The organism is Planctobacterium sp. AWH2_060 (genome assembly GCF_056158425.1).
Genome location: NZ_JBSWTG010000001.1, coordinates 367,939 through 392,578 on the forward strand (window position 1 = coordinate 367,939; position 24,640 = coordinate 392,578).

Below are 24,640 nucleotides of genomic sequence, written 5' to 3' on the forward strand. Positions count from 1 at the left end.
AAAGATGAAATAAACGGTCAGCCCTGCCTCATCAAAGCCAGACTGGAGCACGGATTTCAAATCCGCGTGGTTGTATTTAAAGGTGATAAGGTACGGAGTTCATCAGAGGCCAGAAATGACTTTACCATTTCTATTTGAGAGCCTGAATATATGTCAGAACTAAACCAATTAATGCGCGTACATCTTTAAGTGGCAGACAGGAGATAAAGAGTGACAGAATATTCGCACTGCTTAGCAGCGCGAAGGGTTAAAAACGGTTTGACAACCGGGAAGCGTCAATATATGTCCATGTAAATTTCTTTTGGACTTCTATCATATGAAGTGAGATCACGAACAGTACGTTTAAAACATTGCATATTAGTGTAAAATGCGTCCAACTTAATGTTGCTCATGTCTGACATGGCAACCTATTTTCATTATTTGATTTTTTGAAGGGACTCGGACACGATGCGCGCCACTCGTTTTAGCAAAGGACTAAAAAGTCATCTTTTTATCGGTTCTTTATTCTCGTTTTTTAGTCTGGCAATGCCGGCATTTTCACAGGCTGATACAATAAAATTTGATTATGATGGTGATCGCAAGGCCGACTTTGCGGTTCGCCGCCCACAAACTTTTTATCAGTACATCAGAAACTCAGAAGATAAAACGACTCAAGGATTAATTTTCGGCAAGCGTGACAATGACATCCCAATTTCTGGCGATTTTGATGGTGACGGGATTTACGATATTGCTATCAGACGCGCGTCTAATCAAACCTGGTACATAAAGAATTCATCGGGGACTGATGCGATTACCGGCTTTAACGACGGTATCACGAGGCTTCGTTTCGGCGCTCAAATGGCCGACATTCCGGTACCCGCAGATTATGACGGTGATGGTAAAACTGACATCGCGGTTCGCCGTCCAGAAACACAAACCTGGTACATCAAAAATTCTAGTGGCGTTGATGCACTAACTGGGCATAGCGATGGTATTAGCCGAGTTCAATTTGGATCACAGGCCTCTGACATTCCTGTGCCCGCAGATTACGATGGTGATGGCAAAGCAGATGTTGCTGTGCGCCGACCTGCAACCCAAATGTGGTACATCAAAAACACGTCAGGTGTTGATTCAATAACAGAGAATAGCGACGGCATCACCCGAAAAGCCTTTGGTTTACAAGCCAATGATATTGCTATCCCAGCAGATTATGATGGCGACGGTAAAGCGGATCTCGCGGTCAGACGCCCGAGCACTCAACAGTGGTTTATCTTAAATTCCTCGGGCATCGATCCTATTTCAGGCCACAATGATAGTGTTAGCCGAGTTACCTTTGGTCGATCAGAATTGGATATTCCCGTTATCGCTGATTATGATGGTGATGGCAGAGCTGATATCGCAGTCCGCAGGCCATCAACACAGTATTGGTATGTACTAAATAGTAGCGGTAAAGACAACCAAAGTAATTTTCATGATGGTATTACCCGCGTAAAGTTTGGTAGCAACCAAACAGATATTCCTCTGGCAATGCCAAGTTACACTATCTGGAATGCCAGCGATATCGATAATGACGGATTGACCAATGCCCAAGAGTCCGCTTTGGGGACTGTAATTGACAATTCAGACTCAGACAGTGATGGTCTGACTGACGGTGAAGAGATAAACGTATACAACACAAATCCACTCAATTCCGACTCCGATCAAGATGGTGTAGATGATGGTGAAGAAGTCAACCTTGGAACGAACCCTAACACAGTAGACGACCTGACAGTTGAGTTTACTGATATATTTGTCAAAGGGTTATCTGGTGCTTTAGGGTATGGCGATAGATTAAGAGACGGATACCTTCCTAATTCGTTAAATGTCTATCAATTCACCGACGCTGGAAACGGTGTGCTGTACCAGAATAATACCTCAGGCCGATCAACTAAAACCGCGTTCAACTGGCAGGTAGAGGGTGCTGATTTACTCACTTTAAGTTACGCCCTCACTTCTGAGCAACTATCAAGCTGTTCTTCAATATATCGTTTGGACGAAAACTTTGATACCGATATGACAGCACTGCTCAAAGATGCCTGTTGGTATCAGAATTTAGATATGGGGCAAATTACCTATAGTTACGGCACTTCGTCAGAAGCATGGCAACTTAAGTCAGGAAACCAAAACGCATTCCAAATTGAACGGCAAACTATTTTTACCTATAAGCTAGAAATCCCTCAAGAGGTTATTGATCAAATTGGAAGCGAGTGGATATGGGGGTCAAGCTTCGTACTGGAAGTTCCCTCAATGACCTACAATCGCGAGTTCATCTATAACTCTCTCGAAACACAGACAGATTTGCTTTTATCGGAATTAAACGGTTCATGGGCACTACCTTTATTCTATCAGCCTGAGGTGGGGAATGAAGAATACCGTATTCTGACTGAAGAAAACTTCATGATTGATACCGTAGAGTTTAGTGACGACCAGGCGACATCCTCGATGGCGAATACCGTCTACACAGTTACTTACAATGATAACAGTTTCACCTTGAGCCACGGTGATGAAACCCTGATCTTTGAACCTATAATGCAAGAAGACTTGTCTTATTTAGTGCAAGTAAAACGATACGTCGAAAACGATTTAGCGCACATCTACGTGTCTAAAATGGTAAAAGACTTATCAAATTCTTCCTATTCTGAAGTAACACCAGAAACTGCCTTGCCCTACGTCTACGCTAAAACATCCAATTTATTCTTAGACGAGTTATTAGAAGACAATCAAATTCCACTGAATGATTTAAGCGCTGAGCAATTCAGAGCTAACGGTGAAATGCGTGCATCTATTTACTATCAACAATCCTATGCCTCGCCTGAACCTGATTTTATATTTTCAGAAGGAGATACCTGGCAAAAAAACCAACAGACAAACCAAATCTCATTTGGCTTTGAATTGTCTTGGTATAGTTATCATGAATACTGGAAAATTTTGAATATTACCGAATCTGGCATGATAACCATCCTATATTACAGCACCATCGCTTTCGACGAAGATAACGACGATCAAATTACAGAGCCTGAGCGAGTGATACAATTGGCTCCTAGAATATACACTTATGAAATCATCGACTTATCTATATATGGCGAAGCATGGCTGCAAAGCGATATGGATGAAGATGGCTTGACCGTTGAACAAGAAATTGAATATGGAACCAGTATTGATCTGACTGATACTGATAGTGATGGGTATTCAGACGGAGAAGAAATCATCGGTTTATCAGATCCATTGAATGCCGACTCTTTGCCTTTATTAGCTAATCAAGTGGAATTCAGCGATGACAACTTAAAAGCCTGTCTAAGTGGCCTAATGGATATAGTTACTGAGGTGCGCGGATTTGATTGTTCGTCACAAAACATTACCTCTCTAGAGGGGATTGAACAGTTTTCAAACCTAACGTGGTTAATTTTAAATGACAATGAAATCAGTGACTTATCACCATTACAAGGGCTTGAGCAATTGCAGGCACTTTTTATCAATAACAACCTGATAAACGATGTATCTGTTTTAGCTGAGTTTTCTGAGTTAGAGACATTTTACGCGGCCAACAATCAAATCTCAGACATTACCCCTTTGAAAAATTTGAATATGAGAGACATCGATCTGAATAACAACCTGATTGTTGATATCAGTCCGCTTGCAAACCACCTTGACATTTCCACGCTTAGTATTACAAACAACAACCTTAATAGCGTAAGTTCGTTGTCGTCAATCGGCGACCTCAGCTATTTATACATTGCGGGAAACAATGACATTCCTTGCGAAGACATTTATCTACTGGAGCGGACTTTCCGGTCTATCCGTATTGACCGAACTGACAGTTGTCCTACGGGTGAATCCGTCAATTATAGTTTGATTGTTGACCCAAATTTACAGACATGCATTGAAAACACCAACAAGGATGAAATCATTGAAATCAGAACATTACAATGTAACGATATGAACATCGCCGACATATCGGGTATCGAACAATTATTCAAACTAACTACCCTGGAATTGAACGACAACCAAATTTCAGATGTCAGCCCTGCCCTGACAATGACCGAACTATATAATCTTCATATTGAAAATAACTTAGTGTCCAATTTAAGTGTATTTGCAGTAGAAAAAAGATTTACAGAGTTAAATCTCTCAGGAAATGGTATCACTGACATAACTCCACTTTCGTTTTCTAATATCACCTACAATCTACAACTCAATAACAATCAAATCCAGGATATTTCCGGCCTTGCTAATTTGAAATCTATCTACAAACTTGGATTAAATAACAATCTAATTTCTGACATCTCAGTATTATCAGAGCTTGGAAGCTTGAATGATTTATCGCTTTCAAATAACAACATACAAGACATCAGCGTTCTGAGCGAATTAGCAGACTTATGGATAATTGATCTTAGCGAGAATAGCATTTCTGATGTCTCATCTTTGGCAAACTTTGAATTGATCAGCGAAATCAATTTATCAGGAAATAGAATTTCAGATATCTCGCCTTTGGCAAACTTTGAGTGGATCAGAGAAATCAATCTATCAGGAAATAGAATTGAAGATTTGTCTCCACTCGCTGGGGCGTTTTTACCTTTGGTGCTGTATTTGGATAATAATCTGATTACGGATCTATCTCCGATAAGTCATATTGATTGGTTTGAAACTTTAGGTTTGTCAAATAACCAAATTTCTGACCTCTCTCCCCTATCAGAAATGCGATATCTTGAATATTTATCATTGTCAGGCAATCAAATCAGCAATTTGCAGCCTTTACCAAAAGAAGCAAATTTTGAAACATTATTGCTCGCCAATAATCAAATAGAAAATCCGGGGCACGTAGGACGATATGATTCTTTAAAAAGATTGGACCTGGAGAACAATCAGATAACACAATTAAATGGCTTTGCTAGTTTGTATTATCTGGATTATTTGAATTTGGGACAAAACCAAATACGGAATCTTTCTACATTGCAAGCAAAAAGATTGACGCAACTCTATCTACACGACAATCAACTTGAAAGCATCGAACACCTCAATGATTTTGACAAATTGGAAATTCTGGATTTGAGTGAAAACAAATCATTGTCCTGTAGGTCATTGGATGCGCTGCAGGTTGAGCTGGCTTCCACGACAATTACGCTACCTCAAGAATGTATAAACTAGCTATGGTTTTACTGTAAAAATTAGGACGGAATGAGATGACTGGCTTTTGCTGTCCTCTTACGTGCGTATTGAAATCAAAAAAAGCCGATTGCAGCCAAACTTATCAATGTAAGGACAATTTAACAGGGCAGCCATCATAAATTTTAAGAAACCCGCATTTGCTGCGGGTTCTTTTTTTTGGTGCGCCGGTCATGGCGCGTAGCGCCTTGACCGGCGCTGTTCGACTCACTGTGGTGGTGAGTTGATGACTTGGAGGTGAAAGTCCTCTGCACACCCGGCAAGGGGAAGTGCTAGCTGAACGGCAAGGGGGTTCATCGTGAGGTGAAATCCGAAGGAAGCCGAAAGCAAAATGCTGGCCTGACGAACAGGAATCGGCTTAGGCGTTATTGTAGGGTAAGGTGGCCAATATCACTAAAGCCCGATACTTGCACGGAATGCAATAACGTAGAGTCGGCAGGTATAAGCTGGAAGGTCGCGCGAATTACCCCGGGAGGTCTGGCAGTTTGCCACAGTGCTACCGATATCGTGAGGTGTCGGGATGAACGGTCAGAAGACCGAAAATGCTCCCGGCATTTTTCGGCATTCACTCCACCCCTGGAGATTTCAGCCGAGGTCGTAGTAGTGCTATACAACCAATAGCATGAAGGACCGAACATAGTTAACCGTGATTAGGACACTGGTACTCGATATTGATTAATGATGCACAAGCGCAGGTTACTGCGGCTACAAACAGAGATAACGGGCGGAACCCGCGAGAGGCTGTTGGTAGTGTTGAAATTGATACGGCGGCCAGTGGGCGAACGAAAGCGGAACCATCGTTGACGATGGAAGCAGTGATAACCCGTAGCAACTTGATGCTGGCTTATCAACGTCAAAACCTCGAATAACAGGCCCGGCATCACCCCAGGAATTCATGCGTTGGCCTGCTACTACGGAGCGAGTTTTTACTGATGCGTTGTCAAAGAGAGTCGGAGACTTTTCTTTAAATTGGCCACGTTGCTTTTGTGCTTCCAGGGCCCTCATTGTGGTTTTAATGGAGGAGTGGGAATCAGCTTTGCCACGCTTTTCTCGACGCTCTTGCATCATTCGGCCCACCGCCGCAGCTTGTTGTGCAATGCCAAAAGTTTGTTTCAGATCGGATTTAATATGTTGCTCTGAATAGGTTGCAACATAATGCTGGGCGCGTTTGGCATCACTGAAGTTTATCCAGGTTTGTTTGGTAGGTCCTTCCGCAGCGGTAACTCTGCCACTTGGCATTTGATGAATATCTTTATACTTACTGCCGGGGGACGCGGGTGCGTAAACCGTGCTAAATGCGCGATTAGTGTTTTTACTTTGACCGTTTATTAATCTTCGCGAATCTACATTAACTACTTTCTTTCCGGCTGTGGATTCACCATCTACTTGGTGGATAAATGGCCTTAGTGGGCCTTTGCCATTGGAACTATTCATAGTAATCAAACTAATTGTGAGTAATATGTCTACACAATAGTTTAAGTATGGCTAAAAATATAGGCAAAATTAATTGGCTCTACTTCTTATCTTTATCTTCCACTTCAGTGACCACTTTTTGCACTAGTTTAACCCGGCCACTTTTCACCAGGGCATCCCGCAGTACATATTCAATTTGCGCATTCAGGCTGCGAAGTTCGTCATCCGCCCAACGCTGCATCGCAGCGAGGACGTCTTCATTTATGCGTAATGGATAGGCTTTTTTTGCCATGATCAGTACAGGCTGCCAGTGTTAACCACGGGTTGAGTGGCCTTATCGCCGCACAGCACCACAAGCAGGTTGCTGACCATAGCGGCTTTGCGTTCTTCATCTAGCTCGATAACATCTTTTTCCGCTAGTTTAGATATGGCCATATCCACCATTCCGACCGCGCCTTCAACTATCTTAGCTCGGGCTGCTATAATGGCTTCAGCCTGTTGCCGCTGCAACATAGCGCTGGCAATTTCCTGTGCGTAAGCCAAATGACTAATCCTGGCTTCCTGGACGGTTACACCGGCTTTGCCCAGTCGCTCCTGTACTTCGCGTTTTAATTGTTCTGCTATTTCTACCGGGTCACTTCTCAGGCCTATTTCATCCTCGTCGGCCGGATCATAGGAATATATATTGGCGAGGTTTCGAATGGCGGCTTCACTTTGGATACTGACATAGCTTTCGTAGTCGTCCACTTCAAACACGGCTTCTGCCGTGTCTGTTACTGACCACACTACGATACTGGCAATTTCGATAGGGTTCCCGTTTTTGTCATTAACTTTAATTTTGGCACTTTCAAAGTTTCTAATTCTCAGGGAAATGGTTCTGCGGATAAATACTGGAATGGTCCAGCGCAAGCCATTTTCCCGCACGGTGCCTACATAGCTACCAAACAGGGTTAAGACTTTGCCTTGATTGGGTTGCACCATAAAAAAGCCGGGCATACACAAAATCGAAAATAAAATTAACAATAATTGCGTACCAGGGAACTCTTTAGGAAGAGGGCTCATGCTCATGATTGAGCCCACTAGTACTGCCAGTAATATGGCAAAAACAGCATAACCGCTAACAGAAAATCCGCGTTTTTCAGTAATCATCTCTTACTCCGGTGATATCAAATTGATATCACTATGATTTAAAATGTTGTTTTCGGCAAGAATATTTTGTGCGGAATTCTAAGTTTTCGTATTAACTGACTGATTTTAGTGCAAAAAAAAGCGCTCAGAAGAGCGCTTTGTCTAATCAGGTAAATGTCATTCGGAAATGGCTTTTACCATCGGTACTTTTGTGTGGTCGATATCTTCACTGGGGTAACAACCTAATACCTTCAGGTTTCGGGTAATATTGGTGAGCTCTTCGATGGTTTTCTCTACCGGGCCATCCTGAATATTACCTACTACGTCAATGTAAAACATCTCTTCCCAGGGGTTTCCGGTGATAGGGCGGGATTCCAGCTTAGTCATATTGATATTGTTGTCTTTAAGTACAACCAGCGCTTCCACCAGCGCACCGGGTTTTTGCACAGTAGACATAACGAAGGTGGTTTTGGCTGGAATTTGCAGTGGTACTACACAGGGCTCTTTGGCAATCACAATGAAGCGGCTGTGATTTTCCCGCTGATTAGCAATATTGTCCTGAATTGGATGCAAATCGTACAAAGCGCCACCCTCGGCACTGCCGATAGCTGCAATGTCGAATCGTTGTGATTCACTCACCTGTTTTAATGCGTGAAAAGTGCTGTCGCAGACTTGTCTTTGCACCTTACCTAAGGTGCTGAGGAATTTACTGCACTGCTGAAATACTTGTGGGTGTCCATACAAAACTTTGATGTTGCTGAGGTCTTTTTCGTCTTTGGTGAGAATGGCATGACGCACCGGTAAAGTCAGCTCACCTACGATGGCGATATTGCTGTGCTGTAATTGGTCATATACCTCATTAATACTGCCCGATGAAGTATTTTCGATTGGGAGCACGGCATAATCTGCGCTGCCATTTTCAACATGCTCAAAGATTTCTGCGAAACTTTGGCAACCAACTTCGTGTAATGCACCGGGTCGACGAGCGAAGTATTTATGGGTGGCTAGGTAACTGTATGCGCCTTTGTCTCCCAGGAAAGCCACCCGGTTTACACTGTTTTGTTTGTCTGGGTTTGCATGTTGTGTAAGTAACGCTTGCTGATTGAGTACTGAATCTTCAATGATGACATGAAACAGGGATTTTACGTACTGGGGCGCCAGGCCAAACTGTTGGCCCTTTTTTACCAGCTCTACGAGTAGAGATTCTTCGCGTTGTGTATCGCGGACATTTTTGTGATGACGGATCTTATCTTCGGCCACGGCTTTTGTGAGTTCCTGACGCTGAGCCAGTAGCTTGAGTAATTGTTCATCGGTTTCGGTGATCTGGTTGCGTAAAGTCTGCAAATCCATGTTGTGTTCCTGATGTTGTTTTCTGTAAAAGCAAAAAAAAACCTCCCGGTTGGGAGGTTTTAATAATTCGTACTCACGCACAAGCCTCCCGGTTCAGGATGAGGTAAAAAAGAAAAAGAGTGCGTTATGTGTATTCATGTATTCGAAGTTAAAACTACAGGCCATAAAAGTCAACAAACTAATGGTTATAACTCAGCAATCAATGGAATTGCTGAGTCAGTTCGCCTGTTTTTAATCTGCCAGCAGTGAAACCAGCATCTTTTTCACCATGCTAGGCTCAAAGGGCTTGTCGCAAAGGGCATTTACGCCGGTTTGTTGAATGTTTGACATATGCAAACTATCGGCGCTTTCAGATGTCACCATGATAATTGGGATATGTGCAGTTTCCGGGTTAAAACGGATAAATTCTGATAATTCCCGGCCATCCATTTCCGGCATATTATAGTCTGTTACTACAATATCAAACTCGTGATCTTTGAGGTAGGTGAGGGCCATTGCGCCATTTTCTGCTTCGATAAAATTCTTCACGCCCATTTTTTCCAGGGTTCGGCGAATATGACCTCGCGCCAACATGCTGTCATCCACCAGTAATACCCGAATCTGAGTGATATCAAAATATTCCAGTTCTATTTCATCTTCGTTGATTAAATCTAAAGAAGCATTCAGTGCTTTGGTGAGGTGCACAGGTTTAAATGGCTTGGGAAGAATGGCTGAAATACCCGCCTGCTTATATTCCTCCAGTTTAGAGGTTTTGGTTTCACTGGATATCAACATAAAGGGGATGGAGGCCAGCTCGGCAGACTCTTTGATGTATTTTAAAACATCAATGGCGGTGCCATCTGCAAAATACATGGCACTGACTACCAGATCAGCGCCATGAGACATCAGCGCATTTTTTGCGCCAGAGACATCTGATACGGCATCGATCTCGGCAACATTTTCTTTAATGAGCAATGAGGTGATGATTTTACGTTGGGTATCAGACGGCTCTATCAACAAGATGTTTAGGTCTGAAATTTGTAGTCTTTGCATGAGTTACTCTTATTTGATTAACCACCGGCCAATTTGACGGTGTAATTCTTCGCTTCTAAAAAGGATTTAATCTTATCCCGGTTATCGCCCTGGATTTCAATTACCTGATCTTTGACTGCACCACCGGTACCGCAAAGCTTTTTTAAATCTTTCGCGATGGCCTTTAATGAACTGTCATCTAACAATAATCCTGAGACCGTGGTAACGCCTTTTCCCTTGCGTCCTTTGGTTTCACGACGGATACGCACAATACCATCTCCCGTAGGTGCGGATTTTTGCGGAGCGTTTTGTTGTATTCGACCAAAGTCGGTACTGTAAACTAAAGGATTTTCTGCCATGATTAGATCCACTAACAATTTATTTTTGATTTTAGTAAAAAATAATTGTTGTTTATATGGTTAATTTCGGTTTTTGTTGATTGTGTCTCCAGGTAGTAGTGATCAGCTTAAACAACTTTTTAAAACAAACTATTCGACCAAAGTATATATTACGGAGTATTTTCATGAGTTTAGAAAGAGAACTATCCAGTGATGGGAAAACGTTAACCATTATCGTGTATGACAAGTTTGATTTTTCTAAAGTACAGGATTTCAGAGACGCATATGCAGAAGATATTGTTGATGTCACCCAGGTCATAGTGGACTTAGGTCACACCGAATACATGGATAGCTCGGCGCTGGGCATGTTGCTGAACATGAGAAAATCATTGGACAAACAGGTTTCAGACTTTCAGATTGTAAACTGCAAACCGGCGGTGGCTAAAATTCTTGAAATTTCTCGCTTCGATAAAAAGTTCACCATTAAATAATGTGACTGGCAGCCGTCTGTATGCGGATCCTGATAGTCGATGATGAATTAATAAACCGAACCCTGCTCAGTCACCTGTTGCAGGAAAATGGATTTACGGATTGTCATGAAGCTGAAAGTGGTGAGCAAGCTTTGCTCATGGCTGAAGAGCTGGTACCCGACATTGTTTTGTTAGATGTGGTGATGCCTGGCTTGAGCGGACTTGAAGTTGCGCCTAAATTAAAGGCCTTACAACGGGATACCTATCTGCCAATTGTTTTTATTACCGCCATGGATGATGAAGACAGTCTGGTGCAATGTCTTTCTGTTGGCGGCGATGACTTTGTCGGTAAACCATTTAACAAAATCATTCTCGCAGCCAAACTAAAGGCTCATGCCAGAACCCGAATGTTGAGTAAAAGAGCCTATCAACAAAACCGGGAGTTGATATTTCACCAGCGACATATAGAGCAAGAGCATACCATTGTTGAGCACATTTTCTCTAATGTGCTCACTAACAATCGCAGTGTTACCAAATTCATCGACAGTCAGCTCGCTCCTGCCAGTAACTTCAATGGTGATATGCTTTTGATTGAACGCTCCCCCGGCGGTGGCTTGTATGTACTTCTGGGAGACTTTACAGGCCATGGGTTAGCGTCTGCCATAGGGGCCATCCCGGTTTCGCGAGCGTTTCAGACCATGTCTGAAAAAGGTATACCGGTTTCTGAAATGGCAGAAACGCTGAACAAGACACTACTGGATTTCTTGCCAGATGGTATGTTTTTCGCCGCAGCAATCATTGAAATTGCCGACGATGGATGTACCCTGGACATCTGGAATGGAGGCTTACCGCATTTAATATTGTTTGATCAAAAGGGCAAGGTTAAAAAGCGCTTTGAATCAGCTCATATGGCATTGGGCATACTGGAGCCCGATGAGTTTGAGAATGATGTTGAGTATTTTGAAGCGCAATATGGCGACCGAATTTTAGGTTACACGGATGGCGTTATTGAGCTGTGCAATGCAGAGGGAGTAATGCTAGCTGAAGCTGGCTTAGAGGCCTGGGTCGAGACAATGTCCGAAGTCAGCACTGCAAAGCTGATGCAAAAAGTTGAACAATATCGAGCGGATGATGAGCAAGACGATGACATCAGTATGTTTATCTATGAAGCTCAGCCACTAAATCTTAAAAAACAAGTGGTTGAACTGCCTTCTGCTTCATTCCAACTGAATTTTAAAATCACCCATGAAAATTTTGCCAGTGCCAATCCGGTAGGCGAAATCACTGATTTGCTCTCCGGTCACGCTGCATTTTATGGGCTGCGTTCAAATATCTTCACTGTAATTAGTGAGTTATATAACAATGCGCTGGAGCACGGGATTTTGAAGCTGGATTCTCAGGTAAAGTCCTCGCCAGAAGGGTTCATGGAATACTTTCAGCAACGAGAGGCAGGTATTTCTGAGTTACAAGATGGATGGGTAACTATCAGTATGGCTTATGAAACTACACCGCCTCGTCTTACCTTTACCATCAAAGAGAGCGGAGAAGGATTTGATTACGAAAGCTATGTTGCAGAAGCTGAGTTAGAGCATTGTTATGGTCGAGGTATTACTTTGGTCAAAGAACTGAGTGATGAGTTCGAATACCTGGAGTGCGGCACTAAGGCCATAGCGACCTTTTTTATCAATGAGAATTGATACTTACCGATTTTATTTGCAGCTATGTTTGTTACAGGGTGTTAATATGTCAGCGATTTTTTCAATGCGCTATTGAGAATTATTCTCAATTGAAATAGTATCCTCAGCACCGACAATAAAGCTAAATTAATTTATGAAAAAACTATTACTTGCAACCTCACTGTTAGTAAGCTGCTTAACGCCCATGGTTAACGCACAAGAAGTTAATGTTTATTCAGCGCGCAAAGAAGAGTTAATCAAACCTTTGTTGGATGAGTTTGAGACGGCGCAGAAAGTCAAAGTAAACCTTATAACCGGCAAAGCCGACGCATTAATTTCGCGCATCGCATCAGAGGGGCAATTTAGTCCTGCTGATTTAATTCTGACCACGGATGTAGGCCGTTTGCAACGGGCTAAAGAAATGAACTTATTGTCAGCTGTAGATTCAGAATTTTTGCAAAACAAAATTGCTGCAAACCTGAGAGATGAAGAGGGCTACTGGTTCGCTTTAACCCTGCGTGCCAGACCCGTTATGTATCACCCTGAGCGAGTCCAGGTGGAAGAGCTAGGGTCAATTCTGGACTTAGCGGATGCGAAATGGAAAGGACGCATTTGTATTCGTTCTTCCAATAATATTTACAACCAATCTATGGTTGCAGCCATGATAACCAAGTTTGGCGAAGAAAAGGTACAAACCTGGGCAAATGGTTTCGTTAAAAACTTTGCTCGTCCACCTAAAGGCGGTGACAGAGACCAAATTAAAGCGGTTGTAGCAGGACAATGTGATGTTGCTATCGCCAATACCTATTACCTGGCGGGGATGTTAGCGGATACCGATTCTGAGAATCAGGCCATTGCCAGCAAATTAAAGGTCTATTGGCCTGATCAAGAAGCGAGTGGTGCTCACGTAAATATTTCTGGTGCGGCGGTATTAAAGCACGCTCCTAATAGTGCTACAGCCTTAAGTCTGATGGAATTTCTGGCCAGTGAATCAAGTCAGAAATGGTATGCGGAAAATAATCACGAATATCCGGTAGTGGCTGGGGTTGCTACCAGTGAGTTACTGCAAACCTTTGGTGACTTTAAAGCTGAAGACGTTCCACTTCAACAGGTAGGTGAGCTAAATTCAGCCGCCATTAAATTAATGGATAAAGCAGGCTGGAAATAGCAAAAGCACGCATATGGCCCTTTTCGCAAGGGCCGAATCTGATGACAAGGTGGTTTAACTTAAACACTCTGGTAATGATTGCAGCGATAATCATCGCTGTGCCTTCCTGTGTCGTGTTCGGTGCTTGGTTATGGCCAGATCTGGCGGTCTGGTCTCACCTTGTTGATACCGTATTGCAAGACTATGTGCTCAACAGTCTGACGTTAGCCTTTGGTGTTGGCATGACTTGTGGTGTGCTCGGTACCTGGTGTGCCTGGTGTTTAAGTCAATATCAGTTTGTCTTTTCACGGTATTTTAAATGGCTGCTTTTCCTGCCATTGGCATTTCCTCCCTATATTATGGGGTATACCTACACTGGCCTGCTGGATTTTTCAGGGCCATTTCAGGAGTCTCTCAGAGCCATGACTGGATGGGGTTATGGTGACTACTGGTTTCCGGATGTGCAATCTATGTCTGGGGCAATCTTTGTCTTATCAATCGTACTATTCCCCTATGTCTATGGTCTTGCTTATGTGGCCTTTTCCTCGCAATCTAAGTCGTTGCAAGAGGTATCGCGAAGTCTGGGGTTAAGTGACAATCAGTATTTTCGCAAAGTCGCCTTGCCATTGGCACTTCCGGCAATCTCAGCGGGTATGCTTTTGGCTATGATGGAAGCTTTTGCCGATTTTGGTACGGTGGAATATCTTGGTGTGTCCACACTGGCTACGGGAATCTTCAGGACCTGGTTTGGCATGAATGAGCCTTTGGTAGCGGCTCAACTGTCTTCTGGATTGGTGTGCTTTGTGCTTTTTTTGTTGTGGGGCGAAAAATGGGTACGTCGCAAACAGCGGTTTTATAGTAACCGCAATAGCTCCACAGTAAGCTGCAAAAATATTTCGGGTAAAAAACAGGTAGTTGTTTTGTTGAGCCTGATGATAATTTTTCTGCTGGCCTTTGTGTTACCTGTTGTCAGACTGGTGTCATGGGCAATTTTAGTAATGCATAATTCGCCAGATTATTCAGCCTTGCTGAATCTGTTGAAAAACAGTTTTCTGGTTGCGGCTCTGGCGGCGCTTGTTGTCATGATGATCGCCCTGGTGTTTGGTTATGCTAGACGCGCAAACCCTTCAAAACAGATACAGCAAGTTATTAATATTTCCACCCTGGGATATGCATTCCCTGGAGCGGTAATCGCTGTCGGTGCGGTCATTGCCTTGGGTAAAGCAGACTTATGGCTAAACAAGGCAACTCTACAGCTGATGGGATTTCAGCCTGGTCTGGTGTTGTCCGGTACGATATTCGCGTTGTTGTTCGCGTATGTTATTCGTTACCTGACGGTCGGATATCAACATGTTCAAACCGGATTGGAGCGTATTGCGCCATCTCTGGATGAGGCCGCTAAAACTCTGGCGGAATCCAATATTGGTATTCTGCGCAAGATCCACGCTCCAATTCTCAAGCCCACATTGTTGGTGGGGATGTTGATGGTCTTTGTGGACGTTCTTAAAGAATTACCTGCAACACTCATTCTGCGACCCTTTAATTTCGATACTCTTGCGGTAAAGACCTACGAGCTGGCTTCCGATGAGCGATTGACCGATGCTGCGTTACCCGCTTTATTTATCGTGTTAGCGGGCTTATTGCCGGTCTGGTTTATTCAAAAAAATATTAACGCAAAATAATCATGCTTAATCTTCAGAAAATTCAAATTTGCTATGACAACAATACCGTTGTCGAACAATTTAGCTGGCAACTTAAAAGCGGTGAAATCGGCTGTTTATTGGGTAACTCAGGTTCTGGTAAAACCTCTATTTTAAAGGCCATTGCCGGATTTAAAGATATCGGCGCGGGCAGTATTACCATCAATGGTAAAGAAGCGAGCTCTGCTACTTTCCAGTTAAAGCCTGAGGTGCGTAACATTGGTATGATGTTTCAGGATCTGGCGCTTTTCCCACATCTGGATGTGGCCCACAATATTACCTTTGGCTTGCAAAAACTGAATAAAAACCAGCGACAGCAACGTTTACAGGAACTTTTGCAACTGGTGGACCTTGTAGGAAAAGAGCATGCCATGATCCACGAGTTATCAGGTGGGCAGCAACAACGAGTAGCCTTAGCCAGAGCGTTAGCGCCGAAACCCAATCTATTGTTATTGGATGAACCGTTTTCCAGTCTGGATAAGGATTTGCGGGAATCACTGGCGGTGCAAATCAGACAAATACTCAAAAAAGAAGGGATCACCGCTTTATTAGTGACTCATGATCATTCCGAAGCCTTTACCATGGCAGATAAGATTGCGGTATTGAGTGGCGGACATCTGGTCCAGTCAGGTACGCCATACGAGGTGTATCACCGTCCGGATACTCAGGAAATTGCCCGTTTTCTGGGAATTTGTGATTATCTTCCCGCTGAAGTGAATGATGCAGGGAAAATCACAACACCGTTGGGTGTTTTTTCCAAGCCCATTAACAAGGTCAATGCAGTCGTTAACTCGCTGCAACTCTTAGTCAGGCCTGATGATGTCATTCACGATGATAACAGCCCGATGAAGGCAAAGATCGTCAGGCGCTATTTTAAAGGGGCGCAGTTTTTGTTTGAGTTGTCTTGCGAAGGGCTGCGCTTGCATTGTTACGCTTCGGCTCATCATGACCATTTACCCGGCGACGCTATCGGTATTCGTTTTGATATGCAGCACAGTGTTGTTTTTCCGCGTCACTAAGCTTGTCTATACTTAACTCAATTAGTCCTACACGGCATATACTTATCGTGAACAGATTCCTGATGGCATTGTTGCTGCTACCTTTGCTTTGTGTGGCTGCGGATTTGCCTGTGGTGCGTACTCTGGGCCCGCAAAAAAACGATGATGTGAGTCATGCTTATTTTACTACGTTACTGCGCTATTCACTGCAGGGACAATATCGACTGGAGACCATTGAATATCCGGGGCAGGGGCGGGCAATTAAGTTATTGGAAGCCGGAGAGTTTTACGATGTCATGTGGTCCGGCAGTTCGCAACAACGCAATAAAAACTTGATCCGTATAACTGTCCCCTTGTTCAAGGGTGGGCTAGGGATCAGAGCAGCAGTACTGCATGAACGATTTCACGACAGCTTTGTAAAGATAAAAACGCTGCAGGAACTGCAACGTTTTAGTATCTGTCAGGGCCGCCACTGGCCCGATGCAGATATATTGGAAGCCGCTGGTCTGCATGTCGTCCGGGTACACAGCTTCGAGGCAATGTTATCCATGTTAGCAATGGAGCGCTGTGACTTATTGTTTCTCAGTATTTTTGAGGGAAAGGGAGAGCTGGATGCGGTTAATGAGCAATACCCTGATTTACTTTGGGATACGCATTTATTGTTGCGATACCACACTGAAATGTATTTTTATGTTAATCAAAAAAGCCAGCAGTTAGCAGCGCACCTTGAAACAAAACTCATCGAAATGATGGAGAATGGTGAATTTTTACAGCTCATGGCTTCGCATACATTAACTCGTCACGCATTTCCTCTCTCACAGTTTGAGCAATCAATAGTCATTGCGATAGGCGAAGAGACTGACAAGCCCTTTAAAAAATGGGTCTTCGACTGGTAGATTTGCGCGACATCGAAAGCGCTCCAAGGCAGAGCGAGAGCATGAGAGCTCATTTAGTGACCTTAATGTTCAGAAACTAAAAATTTTCATTTAGATATGAAGCCAAATTAATTCGTATACAGGATCGATTACCGCAGTTTTTGTTCGGAGTGCTGAGCCTAATCTCCCTTTACGCGCATTAAACCGCGACATCAGTTAAAACAACGACGAGAGGTATCAGGGATGATAGCAAATACCAATAAGTAACGTTAAGCATGCTACTCAGTGGAAATTGAAACGGTTTTAGACAAGGCAGATGTTTACAGGTTTAATGGGTTAAATCAAAAACATCTAACGACGTATAAAACCGTTTCAAATCCATCGACGACGCCATCTCAGCGGCTTACTTCTTTGTTGCCAACAGGGATGTTGGTAAGGGGCGAGAGCAGGATGCGTTGAGCTTTGCGTGAAATTCGAAAGACCACCAGTATTACTTCATTCACGCGCCTCGAATTAAGCTCGCTGATATGGCGCTGAGCGAATGCTTAGCGTCACTTATTGCCCAGCACAGGGATGTGCTGTCATTGATGGTCGTCGTTGTTCTGATGGTGAAGTTTATGCCTTTGCGCGTCAGGGGCTGCGGGGGATTCTTAAGGGGGGCGCAGCCCGGTCCCCTTGAGGCGCAGTCGGCGCCCCGACAATGATTTCAATCAAATGATAAAGATTGAATTAGACGGCGGTGCCAAAAAAGTCTATCTAACAGCAAACTCAAAACCAGAGCCTGTAGTTAGGTTGAGTACTGAAATATCGATAATTTAAGACGTAGCACAAATAATTAGGTTTTAGCTTCGGTTAGGTCAGGCTGTGTCGGATGTCGCCAAAGAATCGTGATCTTGCCCTGAGTTCCAGGGGCTACAAATTTGTAAGCAGAAATATCATCAACGCAATATTACTTTAAGAAACTAATTGATGACGTTAAGGTAATTAGCAGAATGAGGAAAACCTGAACTTATGATTGCGAAAATTCTGGATTGGTTAAATGACAATGACGCTGAACAGGACGGCAACGGCTCTGAAGAGCTAACCGTGCCATTGGCGACGGCAGTACTTTATTATGAAGTTCTGCGGGCTGATGCGCATTTCAGCGAATCTGAAATAGAGGCTTATGAGCATAAAGTCTTAACGGAATTCGGCTTTGCCAAAGAACAATTGTCTCCGTTTTTGCAAAAAGTTGAAGCCAAAGCAAAACAAGCCGTAGATTACATGCAGTTTACCCGGCTGATCCATGAAAACTGCAGCGCGGAGCAAAAGCGTTATATTTTGACATCATTGTGGCATTTAGCCATGTCTGATGGACGGGTGGATCCCCATGAGGAGCATCTGATACGCAAAATGGCTGAGTTAATGTATTTATCTCACAGCGATTTTATTCAGTGTCGGATGGCGGCAGAACAATCAATTGCCGCAGGGGAATAGTCGTGAGATGCAGATGTTGCGACCGGCATTTTTAGCTTCGTACAGACATCCGTCGGTGAATGACAAGGCATCTGATAAAGTAATGTTCTTGTTTGGAAGCAGAGAAGTGAGTCCAATACTGGTGGTTATTTTACCAAAACTGCCATTACCTTCGTGTGGTATTTCTGCATCCTGAATATTTTTCATTAGCTGTAAGGCAAAGGCTTCAGCGCCTTTTAAATCTGTGTTGGGCAATATAACCGAGAATTCCTCACCACCATAACGCGCTAAAAAGTCAGTTTCCCGTTTGATACTGGACTGAAAGATGTTGGCTATCAACTTGAGACATTCATCACCTTTTAGATGTCCATAGTGGTCGTTGTATTGTTTGAAACGATCAATATCAATGAGCAGGATACTGATAAATTCTTGCTCTCTTAGCGCTCGGTGCCATTCTTTGTGCAACATTTCATCGAACCGGCGGCGATTGGCAATTCCGGTTAATCCGTCCGTGGTGGACAGCATTTTTAACCGTTTTCGATGTCGTACCAACTCCAGATGATTGCGCACTCTCATAGTGACTATTGGCGGATGAAATGGTTTAGCGATATAGTCGATTGCCCCAACTTCGAGACCTTTTTCTTCGTCTTCGATACTGTCTAAAGCGGTAATAAAAATGACTGGAATGTGATTTGTGGCTGGGTTCTGTTTGAGATGTTGGCAAACCTGGTAACCATCCATATCGGGCATCACGACATCTAACAGGATCAGATCGGGAAGTGTTCGTGTAGCCTGTTGCAGCGCGGCTTTGCCATTGGTGGCGAACACAATATCACAGTCTGCTCGCAAGATTTCACCAAGCATTTTTATATTGCTGATAGCGTCATCCACTACCAGCACAGTTTGTTTATCAGCTGTCGAAGTCTCAAACATTGTACTGTGCGTTCTCGTGTAAGTTCAGCGCTAAACAAATCTTATCCAGATAACTTAAGGCTAGCTCATAATCCAGCTGATGTATTGCCGAATGCAGGTCGCGAAGCGCATTTTTATTGATCTGACCGTTTAAACTGGCTTTTAAAGCGGTGACACTGTCCATGGCATCTAAGGACTGAGACTCTAGCAATGCCCTAAGTTCATCCGTACATTGTTGAATTTCAGTGAGTTTTTCTACAGTCAACAGTGAGGCCTTGCCATCATCCGTTTCTTCTTCAACCTGGTTTTGATTGAGGTGATTATTCAACACTTCTCTGAGCGTAGTAATATCCTCGTCTATTAAGGAAAGCAGGTTTTGATCAAGGCTGCTGTGCTGTTTGAAACTAGTTTCCAGCGCAACGATTTTACTGTGTAAAGCTTCGGCTGCTACATTGCCGGATTCGCCTTTCATGCGATGAATTAATTGGCCGATTTTGAGGTTATCTTGCTGTTCTGTGGCATGTACTATTTGCTGTTGGAACTGGGCGCAACTTTGCTCAAACTCTTGCAGTATTTCATCTAACAGGCTGTCTTTTTGACCTATTCTCCGATACAAGGTGGTGATATTAATGCCATCCACCACCGGTAACGACGTTGCCGCTGCCACAGGATGGGAGGCTTTGCGTTTAGTTTGCGAATTGGCTGGCAGCCAGCGTTTCAAGGTATCATAAAATATTGTCACATCTATAGGTTTGGTAATGTAATCATTCATTCCTGCCTGTCGGCTTTTTTCTCTGTCTTCTTCTAACGCGTGTGCCGTCATCGCTATGATTGGCATGGTGACATTTAATTCTTGTCGCAGTTTTTTGGCTGCTGTCAGGCCGTCCATAACAGGCATCTGAATGTCCATTAATATCAGGTCGAAGGTTTGTTGTTTAACCTTTTCTAAGGCCTCCTGACCATTGTTGGCAATGGTTGTTGTGGCGTTAATATCCTCCAACAGGGCCAGTGCTACTTCCTGATTGATCTTATTGTCTTCCACCAACAGAATTTGCTTTGCAGAAAAGTCCGGTAATGATGATTTACCTCCTGTATAATGAACTTCATGTTCATCTTCCACATGGTTAAACAGTCGACTCAGCGTATCTTTACAGTCTTCTCTGTTGAGCGGTTTATACAAGACCTCGTGAAATAATTGATTGATGTTTTCCTGATGCTTTTCTTCTGCGCCTGGAGACGTCATTAAGACTAATTTGGGCAGGTCGGTTTTACCTGATTTCATTAGCATTTCAGCGGCTTCCAGACCATCCACTTCAGGCATGAAGTGGTCAATGATAATGGCTTGATACTGGCTAACTTGTGCCTGCTGTTGCACGATTTTAAGTAGATGACCAGCAGAGTGGGTAATGGCTGTTTCTATGCCGAGTTTATCTAGTATATTTTGAGTAATGACAGCGGAAGCTTCACTATCATCTACGATTAATACCTTTTTAAGGCCGGGAAGCTCTGGCGGAGTAATGGTCAAAGTTTCGCTTTTACTGTTTAGGGCTAAATGAACATCAAAATAAAAGGTACTGCCTTTGCCATATTCGCTTTCCACCCTGATATTGCCTTTCATCATAGTTACCAGGTGTTGGCAGATGGCGAGACCCAGACCGGTGCCACCAAAGCGACGAGTGACACTGTTGTCAGCCTGATTAAAAGACTGAAATAGCAGTTTTTGTTTTTCTTCATCTATCCCAATGCCATCATCTTTAACAGAAAATTGCAGATGAAGATCTTGTTCAGATCTGCCCAGCACCGCGACCTTAACTATAATCTCACCTTGCTCGGTAAACTTAATGGCATTATTGACCAGGTTTAACATGACCTGACCGAGCCTGAGAGGGTCACCCAGTACCGGCTGTGGGATATCTACAGGCACGTCGAATAAGATATCCAGTGCTTTTTGTTGCGCCTGACTAATGACCACGTTTGCCAGGTTATTCAGTAACTCATCGATGGTAAATGGTATGCTTTCTAATTCCATTTTACCGGCTTCGATTTTGGAAATGTCTAAAACGTCGTTAACCAATCCCAGAAGCACATGAGCGGATGAATCAATCCGGTTAATATATTGTTGCTGTTTGCCGTCGAGTTGGGTTTTTTGAATCAGGTAAGTATTGCCAATGATGGCATTCATGGGGGTTCTGATTTCATGACTCATGTTAGCTAAAAACTGGCCTTTGGCCTGGCTGGCCACTTCAGCTTTTTCTTTGGCTTCGATGAGATCCGCTTCGATTTGTTTTTGTCGGGTAATGTCTCTTGCCAGGCCTTCGACACTTTTTAATTCGCCTGACTGATCAAACAGGTTTACTTCAGAAAACAAAATCCAGCGTTTATTGCCCTTGTTGTCTTGGATTTCACCCTCGAATTCAGCCTGCTCCAGATCTTTGTTTACCTGTTTTAGATAACGTTTTGCCACCTGATTTATCGGGTTTTCGGTGAGCAGGCCACAAATATCTCGTAGCTCTGATTCAGCATATCCATACAGCTGCGTTGCACCTTCACTGATCCAACTGATGGTGCCATCTGTTTCTCGGGCATACACAAAGTACTGGTTCAGGTTGCTGACTAAGCGGTGGTATTTTCTCTGGTTTTCAGTTAAAGCGATTTCAGATGCTTTACGCAGCTCAATTTCTTTTTTCAAAGTGCGGAACAAATACAAAGAGGTAACCCATGCAATCAACAGCAATAGCAGCGCGATAGCCCCCTGGATCATCAATTGATTGCGGATATCCCGGGCTAATAACCTGAAAAACTCGTCAGATACTTTGAAATGGGCGATGCCCATAATGGCAAAGGTATTCGGTGAATACAGCGGAACCTCGACATCGAAGCAGCTTGCGCACTGACTATCACCACGCACCATTGGCGGCAGGTTGGGGAAGAGGTCTTTGTCGGTTTCAAGGCTGATTTGTTTAAAAAATGGTTCGCCTAAATTGGGTTCCTGATACAGCATCAGGCTACTAATAGTACGCTCAATTTCATCGCTGTTTTGCATTTCCTCATAGGCTTGAAGTGCTGACAGTAATTGTAATCCCTGAGACTCAGCAATCAGTTTGGCATCAGCGGCCGCTTCTGTGCGCAGTTTGGGTTGTAATATTTCTGTCCAGTATAGTGCCAGCGAGATTTGCAAGGAGATCGCCAGTAACACGAAAATGGCTGAAATCGCTTTTGGGGTGCGCCTCAGGTAGTTTTTATCTTGTGGGTTCATATAGTGTCGCCACCCTTAAGAAAAAAGATTTAATACGTATTCCTGAGTCGTTCATTACCTGGGCATTGATAAAAGGTTTGGGGCTGGTATCTATGGTCAGTCCGCTAAAAATTCCTTTTTCGACGTCTCCTCTGAAAGGCGAGTAGGTGACGACATTTCTATTCTGACCAAACAGCGCTATTGCTTTAATTTCTTCTGTGCTTAATTTATTGAGTATAAATATACCGGCAGCTGCGATTTCCAGCTCCTCAATGTGCGTCATATCTTTTACCAGGTGCACAAATACCGGCATATCTTTGATCCGGCCCTTTTTATCACCGCGGCCCATGCGCAAGAAGCTGCGGGCGAGTTTTTCGGCACGTTGTAAATCGCCTGTGTACAGAAAGACAATATCTAAGCCGTTATCGGCATTGTGTTTGTCATTGATGTCCTGATCTGCCTGGAGAATTGACTTAAACATCTTTAAGCCGTTGAGTACGCGAAAGTCCTCTTCAGACCAGGCCGGGGAGCTAAAGCACAGCAGAACGACCAGTACCATCCAATGCCGCCAGTGTTTTTGGTCGTCTTTTGCGGGGGTTAACATTGCTGGGTTCTGTCCATGTTTGTCTTCGGCTTGCTAAGTGCTACTTAAGTGTAGAATTTAAAACAATTATTTGTAGTATAGCCATAGTTATCAGAACAGTGTATTGGATTCTGTCGCCGCTTGCTTTTTACGCTGATCTCTTTCTTCCAGATGTTCTTGCCAGCGCTTTTGAGCAATATGCGCTTTTACTAGCTCCAACACTTCGATGATTAAATTCAAAATTTCGTTATTCACCTGTTTTTCATCGTTGGTGAGGTGATTAAACCCCTTGTCGAAGATATCTGATACTGTCTCGTTATCAAGGTCTTCCAGCATGTTAGTTATTGACTGGATAACGACATTCGAAACCGTGTTTTGCAAACGTTTTTCGATATTGCCTCCCAGAACCGGAACCAGATTGAGTAGTGCAATTTGATCATCTTGACGAACCGCTTTAGCAACACTGTTGATAATGTGTTTCCTGATCACTTCCCCTTGTTCGGGGTGACTTATTGAAGTGCCCAAATGCTGAGCCAACGAAGAGACCCACTGAGTAACAACCGCCTTTCTGGGGCTGATAATGTTATCGGCGATTTCGTCCAATAAGCTCGAACCTTTAGCAATTTCATCCTGAGCATCGGTGAGTATTTTTACAACGATACGGTCGCTCAACTCTTCGATAAGTACGTTGTAATAAAAGCTGAGAAAGCGGAACAGTGCCCAATTTCTGAAATCAATAATCTGATATTTGTGCAGGCGATAAAGTACTGAAATTATTCTTAAAAAACGGAAAATGCGGGCGGATTCCACCGGGATACAGCCAACTAAGTCATACCAGTGAATAAAGGGGAAAAAGTACCAGCGCATGTATTCTTTTTGTTTGATTGCGACTCCCCAGCGCACAAAAAACTCGGTCAGGAATACCGCGATAAAACACAGGTCCAGAAATAAAAAGTTGGCGTGGATCGGGGCGTACAGTTCGACTACCGCAGGGGTATTTTGCTGCAAAAAATTAAATACAGCTGAGGTGGCATACAACGAGTCGAAGATCAACAACAACAGGTTTATTACCAGCAGGGTCATCATCAGCAGATCGACAGCGAACCAGATCCCTTGTTTACTTGCTCGCAGTTTTTCGTAGTTCATGACAACACTCCAATTGTTATAG

General features: G+C 43.5%; 18 protein-coding genes. 8 read left to right on the forward strand and 10 right to left on the reverse strand.

The genetic code is table 11. The annotated features are described in order from the left end of the window. Positions 1-525 precede the first annotated feature (525 nt). Positions 526-5,163 (forward strand): leucine-rich repeat domain-containing protein, encoded by a 4,638-nt coding sequence (locus ACXAD8_RS01535; RefSeq protein ID WP_475232846.1) that lies wholly within the window; start codon positions 526-528, stop codon positions 5,161-5,163. A 723-nt stretch (positions 5,164-5,886) separates the two neighbouring features. On the opposite strand, the gene ACXAD8_RS01540 is transcribed toward ACXAD8_RS01535, so the two are convergent. The 6 genes from ACXAD8_RS01540 to yciH all read right to left on the reverse strand — a co-directional run bounded on the left by ACXAD8_RS01540 (position 5,887) and on the right by yciH (position 10,442). After that, positions 5,887-6,615: a hypothetical protein gene (locus ACXAD8_RS01540; protein WP_475224222.1), complete on the reverse strand. Its 729-nt coding sequence runs from the start codon at positions 6,613-6,615 to the stop codon at positions 5,887-5,889. Between the two features lie 79 nt (positions 6,616-6,694). Then, on the reverse strand, positions 6,695-6,889 hold the full coding sequence (locus ACXAD8_RS01545) for a type II toxin-antitoxin system antitoxin (RefSeq protein WP_475232847.1): 195 nt from the start codon (positions 6,887-6,889) through the stop codon (positions 6,695-6,697). Then, positions 6,889-7,743, reverse strand: a complete 855-nt coding sequence (locus ACXAD8_RS01550; protein WP_475224223.1) for an SPFH domain-containing protein — start codon at positions 7,741-7,743, stop codon at positions 6,889-6,891. Before ACXAD8_RS01550 ends, ACXAD8_RS01545 begins: the two co-directional genes overlap by 1 nt. Before the next feature lie 156 nt (positions 7,744-7,899). Continuing rightward, positions 7,900-9,072, reverse strand: coding sequence for a prephenate dehydratase (gene pheA / locus ACXAD8_RS01555; RefSeq protein ID WP_475224224.1), 1,173 nt, complete (start codon positions 9,070-9,072; stop codon positions 7,900-7,902). A 231-nt stretch (positions 9,073-9,303) separates the two neighbouring features. Then, positions 9,304-10,104 (reverse strand): response regulator, encoded by an 801-nt coding sequence (locus tag ACXAD8_RS01560; RefSeq protein ID WP_475224226.1) that lies wholly within the window; start codon positions 10,102-10,104, stop codon positions 9,304-9,306. 17 nt (positions 10,105-10,121) lie between these two features. Beyond that, positions 10,122-10,442, reverse strand: a complete 321-nt coding sequence (gene yciH / locus ACXAD8_RS01565; RefSeq protein ID WP_475224227.1) for a stress response translation initiation inhibitor YciH — start codon at positions 10,440-10,442, stop codon at positions 10,122-10,124. 164 nt (positions 10,443-10,606) lie between these two features. Between yciH and ACXAD8_RS01570 the strand changes: the two genes are divergently transcribed. The 7 genes from ACXAD8_RS01570 to ACXAD8_RS01600 all read left to right on the forward strand — a co-directional run bounded on the left by ACXAD8_RS01570 (position 10,607) and on the right by ACXAD8_RS01600 (position 18,763). Beyond that, positions 10,607-10,912, forward strand: coding sequence for an STAS domain-containing protein (locus ACXAD8_RS01570; protein WP_475224229.1), 306 nt, complete (start codon positions 10,607-10,609; stop codon positions 10,910-10,912). A gap of 20 nt (positions 10,913-10,932) precedes the next feature. Continuing rightward, positions 10,933-12,588 (forward strand): ATP-binding SpoIIE family protein phosphatase, encoded by a 1,656-nt coding sequence (locus ACXAD8_RS01575; protein ID WP_475224231.1) that lies wholly within the window; start codon positions 10,933-10,935, stop codon positions 12,586-12,588. A gap of 133 nt (positions 12,589-12,721) precedes the next feature. Next, positions 12,722-13,735, forward strand: a complete 1,014-nt coding sequence (locus ACXAD8_RS01580) for a Fe(3+) ABC transporter substrate-binding protein (protein ID WP_475224232.1) — start codon at positions 12,722-12,724, stop codon at positions 13,733-13,735. 41 nt (positions 13,736-13,776) lie between these two features. Beyond that, positions 13,777-15,396, forward strand: a complete 1,620-nt coding sequence (locus tag ACXAD8_RS01585; RefSeq protein WP_475224233.1) for an ABC transporter permease — start codon at positions 13,777-13,779, stop codon at positions 15,394-15,396. 2 nt (positions 15,397-15,398) lie between these two features. Further along, the gene (locus tag ACXAD8_RS01590; protein ID WP_475224235.1) at positions 15,399-16,433 is read left to right on the forward strand and encodes an ABC transporter ATP-binding protein; all 1,035 of its coding nucleotides are present in this window, start codon (positions 15,399-15,401) and stop codon (positions 16,431-16,433) included. A 47-nt stretch (positions 16,434-16,480) separates the two neighbouring features. Further along, the gene (locus ACXAD8_RS01595; protein ID WP_475224236.1) at positions 16,481-17,308 is read left to right on the forward strand and encodes a hypothetical protein; all 828 of its coding nucleotides are present in this window, start codon (positions 16,481-16,483) and stop codon (positions 17,306-17,308) included. 990 nt (positions 17,309-18,298) lie between these two features. Beyond that, positions 18,299-18,763, forward strand: a complete 465-nt coding sequence (locus ACXAD8_RS01600) for a tellurite resistance TerB family protein (protein WP_475224237.1) — start codon at positions 18,299-18,301, stop codon at positions 18,761-18,763. On the opposite strand, the gene ACXAD8_RS01605 is transcribed toward ACXAD8_RS01600, so the two are convergent. The 4 genes from ACXAD8_RS01605 to ACXAD8_RS01620 all read right to left on the reverse strand — a co-directional run bounded on the left by ACXAD8_RS01605 (position 18,743) and on the right by ACXAD8_RS01620 (position 24,618). Beyond that, positions 18,743-19,675 carry a diguanylate cyclase domain-containing protein gene (locus tag ACXAD8_RS01605; RefSeq protein ID WP_475224239.1) on the reverse strand — a complete coding sequence of 311 codons (933 nt, stop codon included), beginning with the start codon at positions 19,673-19,675 and terminating at the stop codon, positions 18,743-18,745. The genes ACXAD8_RS01600 and ACXAD8_RS01605 overlap by 21 nt on opposite strands. After that, positions 19,668-22,910, reverse strand: coding sequence for a PAS domain-containing hybrid sensor histidine kinase/response regulator (locus ACXAD8_RS01610; protein WP_475224240.1), 3,243 nt, complete (start codon positions 22,908-22,910; stop codon positions 19,668-19,670). The genes ACXAD8_RS01605 and ACXAD8_RS01610 overlap by 8 nt, the downstream gene beginning before the upstream one ends. Continuing rightward, positions 22,894-23,493 (reverse strand): hypothetical protein, encoded by a 600-nt coding sequence (locus ACXAD8_RS01615; protein WP_475224242.1) that lies wholly within the window; start codon positions 23,491-23,493, stop codon positions 22,894-22,896. Before ACXAD8_RS01615 ends, ACXAD8_RS01610 begins: the two co-directional genes overlap by 17 nt. A 90-nt stretch (positions 23,494-23,583) precedes the next feature. Beyond that, positions 23,584-24,618 (reverse strand): ion transporter, encoded by a 1,035-nt coding sequence (locus tag ACXAD8_RS01620; RefSeq protein WP_475224243.1) that lies wholly within the window; start codon positions 24,616-24,618, stop codon positions 23,584-23,586. Between the last annotated feature and the right edge of the window lie 22 nt (positions 24,619-24,640).

Coding starts and splice junctions, on each gene's coding strand:
- ACXAD8_RS01615 (WP_475224242.1), bottom strand. CDS start 23,493: ATGTTAACCCCCGCAAAAGACGACCAAAAACACTGGCGGCATTGGATG.
- ACXAD8_RS01570 (WP_475224229.1), top strand. CDS start 10,607: ATGAGTTTAGAAAGAGAACTATCCAGTGATGGGAAAACGTTAACCATT.
- ACXAD8_RS01600 (WP_475224237.1), top strand. CDS start 18,299: ATGATTGCGAAAATTCTGGATTGGTTAAATGACAATGACGCTGAACAG.
- ACXAD8_RS01590 (WP_475224235.1), top strand. CDS start 15,399: ATGCTTAATCTTCAGAAAATTCAAATTTGCTATGACAACAATACCGTT.
- ACXAD8_RS01620 (WP_475224243.1), bottom strand. CDS start 24,618: ATGAACTACGAAAAACTGCGAGCAAGTAAACAAGGGATCTGGTTCGCT.
- ACXAD8_RS01535 (WP_475232846.1), top strand. CDS start 526: ATGCCGGCATTTTCACAGGCTGATACAATAAAATTTGATTATGATGGT.
- yciH (WP_475224227.1), bottom strand. CDS start 10,442: ATGGCAGAAAATCCTTTAGTTTACAGTACCGACTTTGGTCGAATACAA.
- ACXAD8_RS01550 (WP_475224223.1), bottom strand. CDS start 7,743: ATGATTACTGAAAAACGCGGATTTTCTGTTAGCGGTTATGCTGTTTTT.
- ACXAD8_RS01580 (WP_475224232.1), top strand. CDS start 12,722: ATGAAAAAACTATTACTTGCAACCTCACTGTTAGTAAGCTGCTTAACG.
- ACXAD8_RS01605 (WP_475224239.1), bottom strand. CDS start 19,675: ATGTTTGAGACTTCGACAGCTGATAAACAAACTGTGCTGGTAGTGGAT.
- ACXAD8_RS01560 (WP_475224226.1), bottom strand. CDS start 10,104: ATGCAAAGACTACAAATTTCAGACCTAAACATCTTGTTGATAGAGCCG.
- ACXAD8_RS01540 (WP_475224222.1), bottom strand. CDS start 6,615: ATGAATAGTTCCAATGGCAAAGGCCCACTAAGGCCATTTATCCACCAA.
- pheA (WP_475224224.1), bottom strand. CDS start 9,072: ATGGATTTGCAGACTTTACGCAACCAGATCACCGAAACCGATGAACAA.
- ACXAD8_RS01585 (WP_475224233.1), top strand. CDS start 13,777: ATGACAAGGTGGTTTAACTTAAACACTCTGGTAATGATTGCAGCGATA.
- ACXAD8_RS01610 (WP_475224240.1), bottom strand. CDS start 22,910: ATGAACCCACAAGATAAAAACTACCTGAGGCGCACCCCAAAAGCGATT.
- ACXAD8_RS01575 (WP_475224231.1), top strand. CDS start 10,933: ATGCGGATCCTGATAGTCGATGATGAATTAATAAACCGAACCCTGCTC.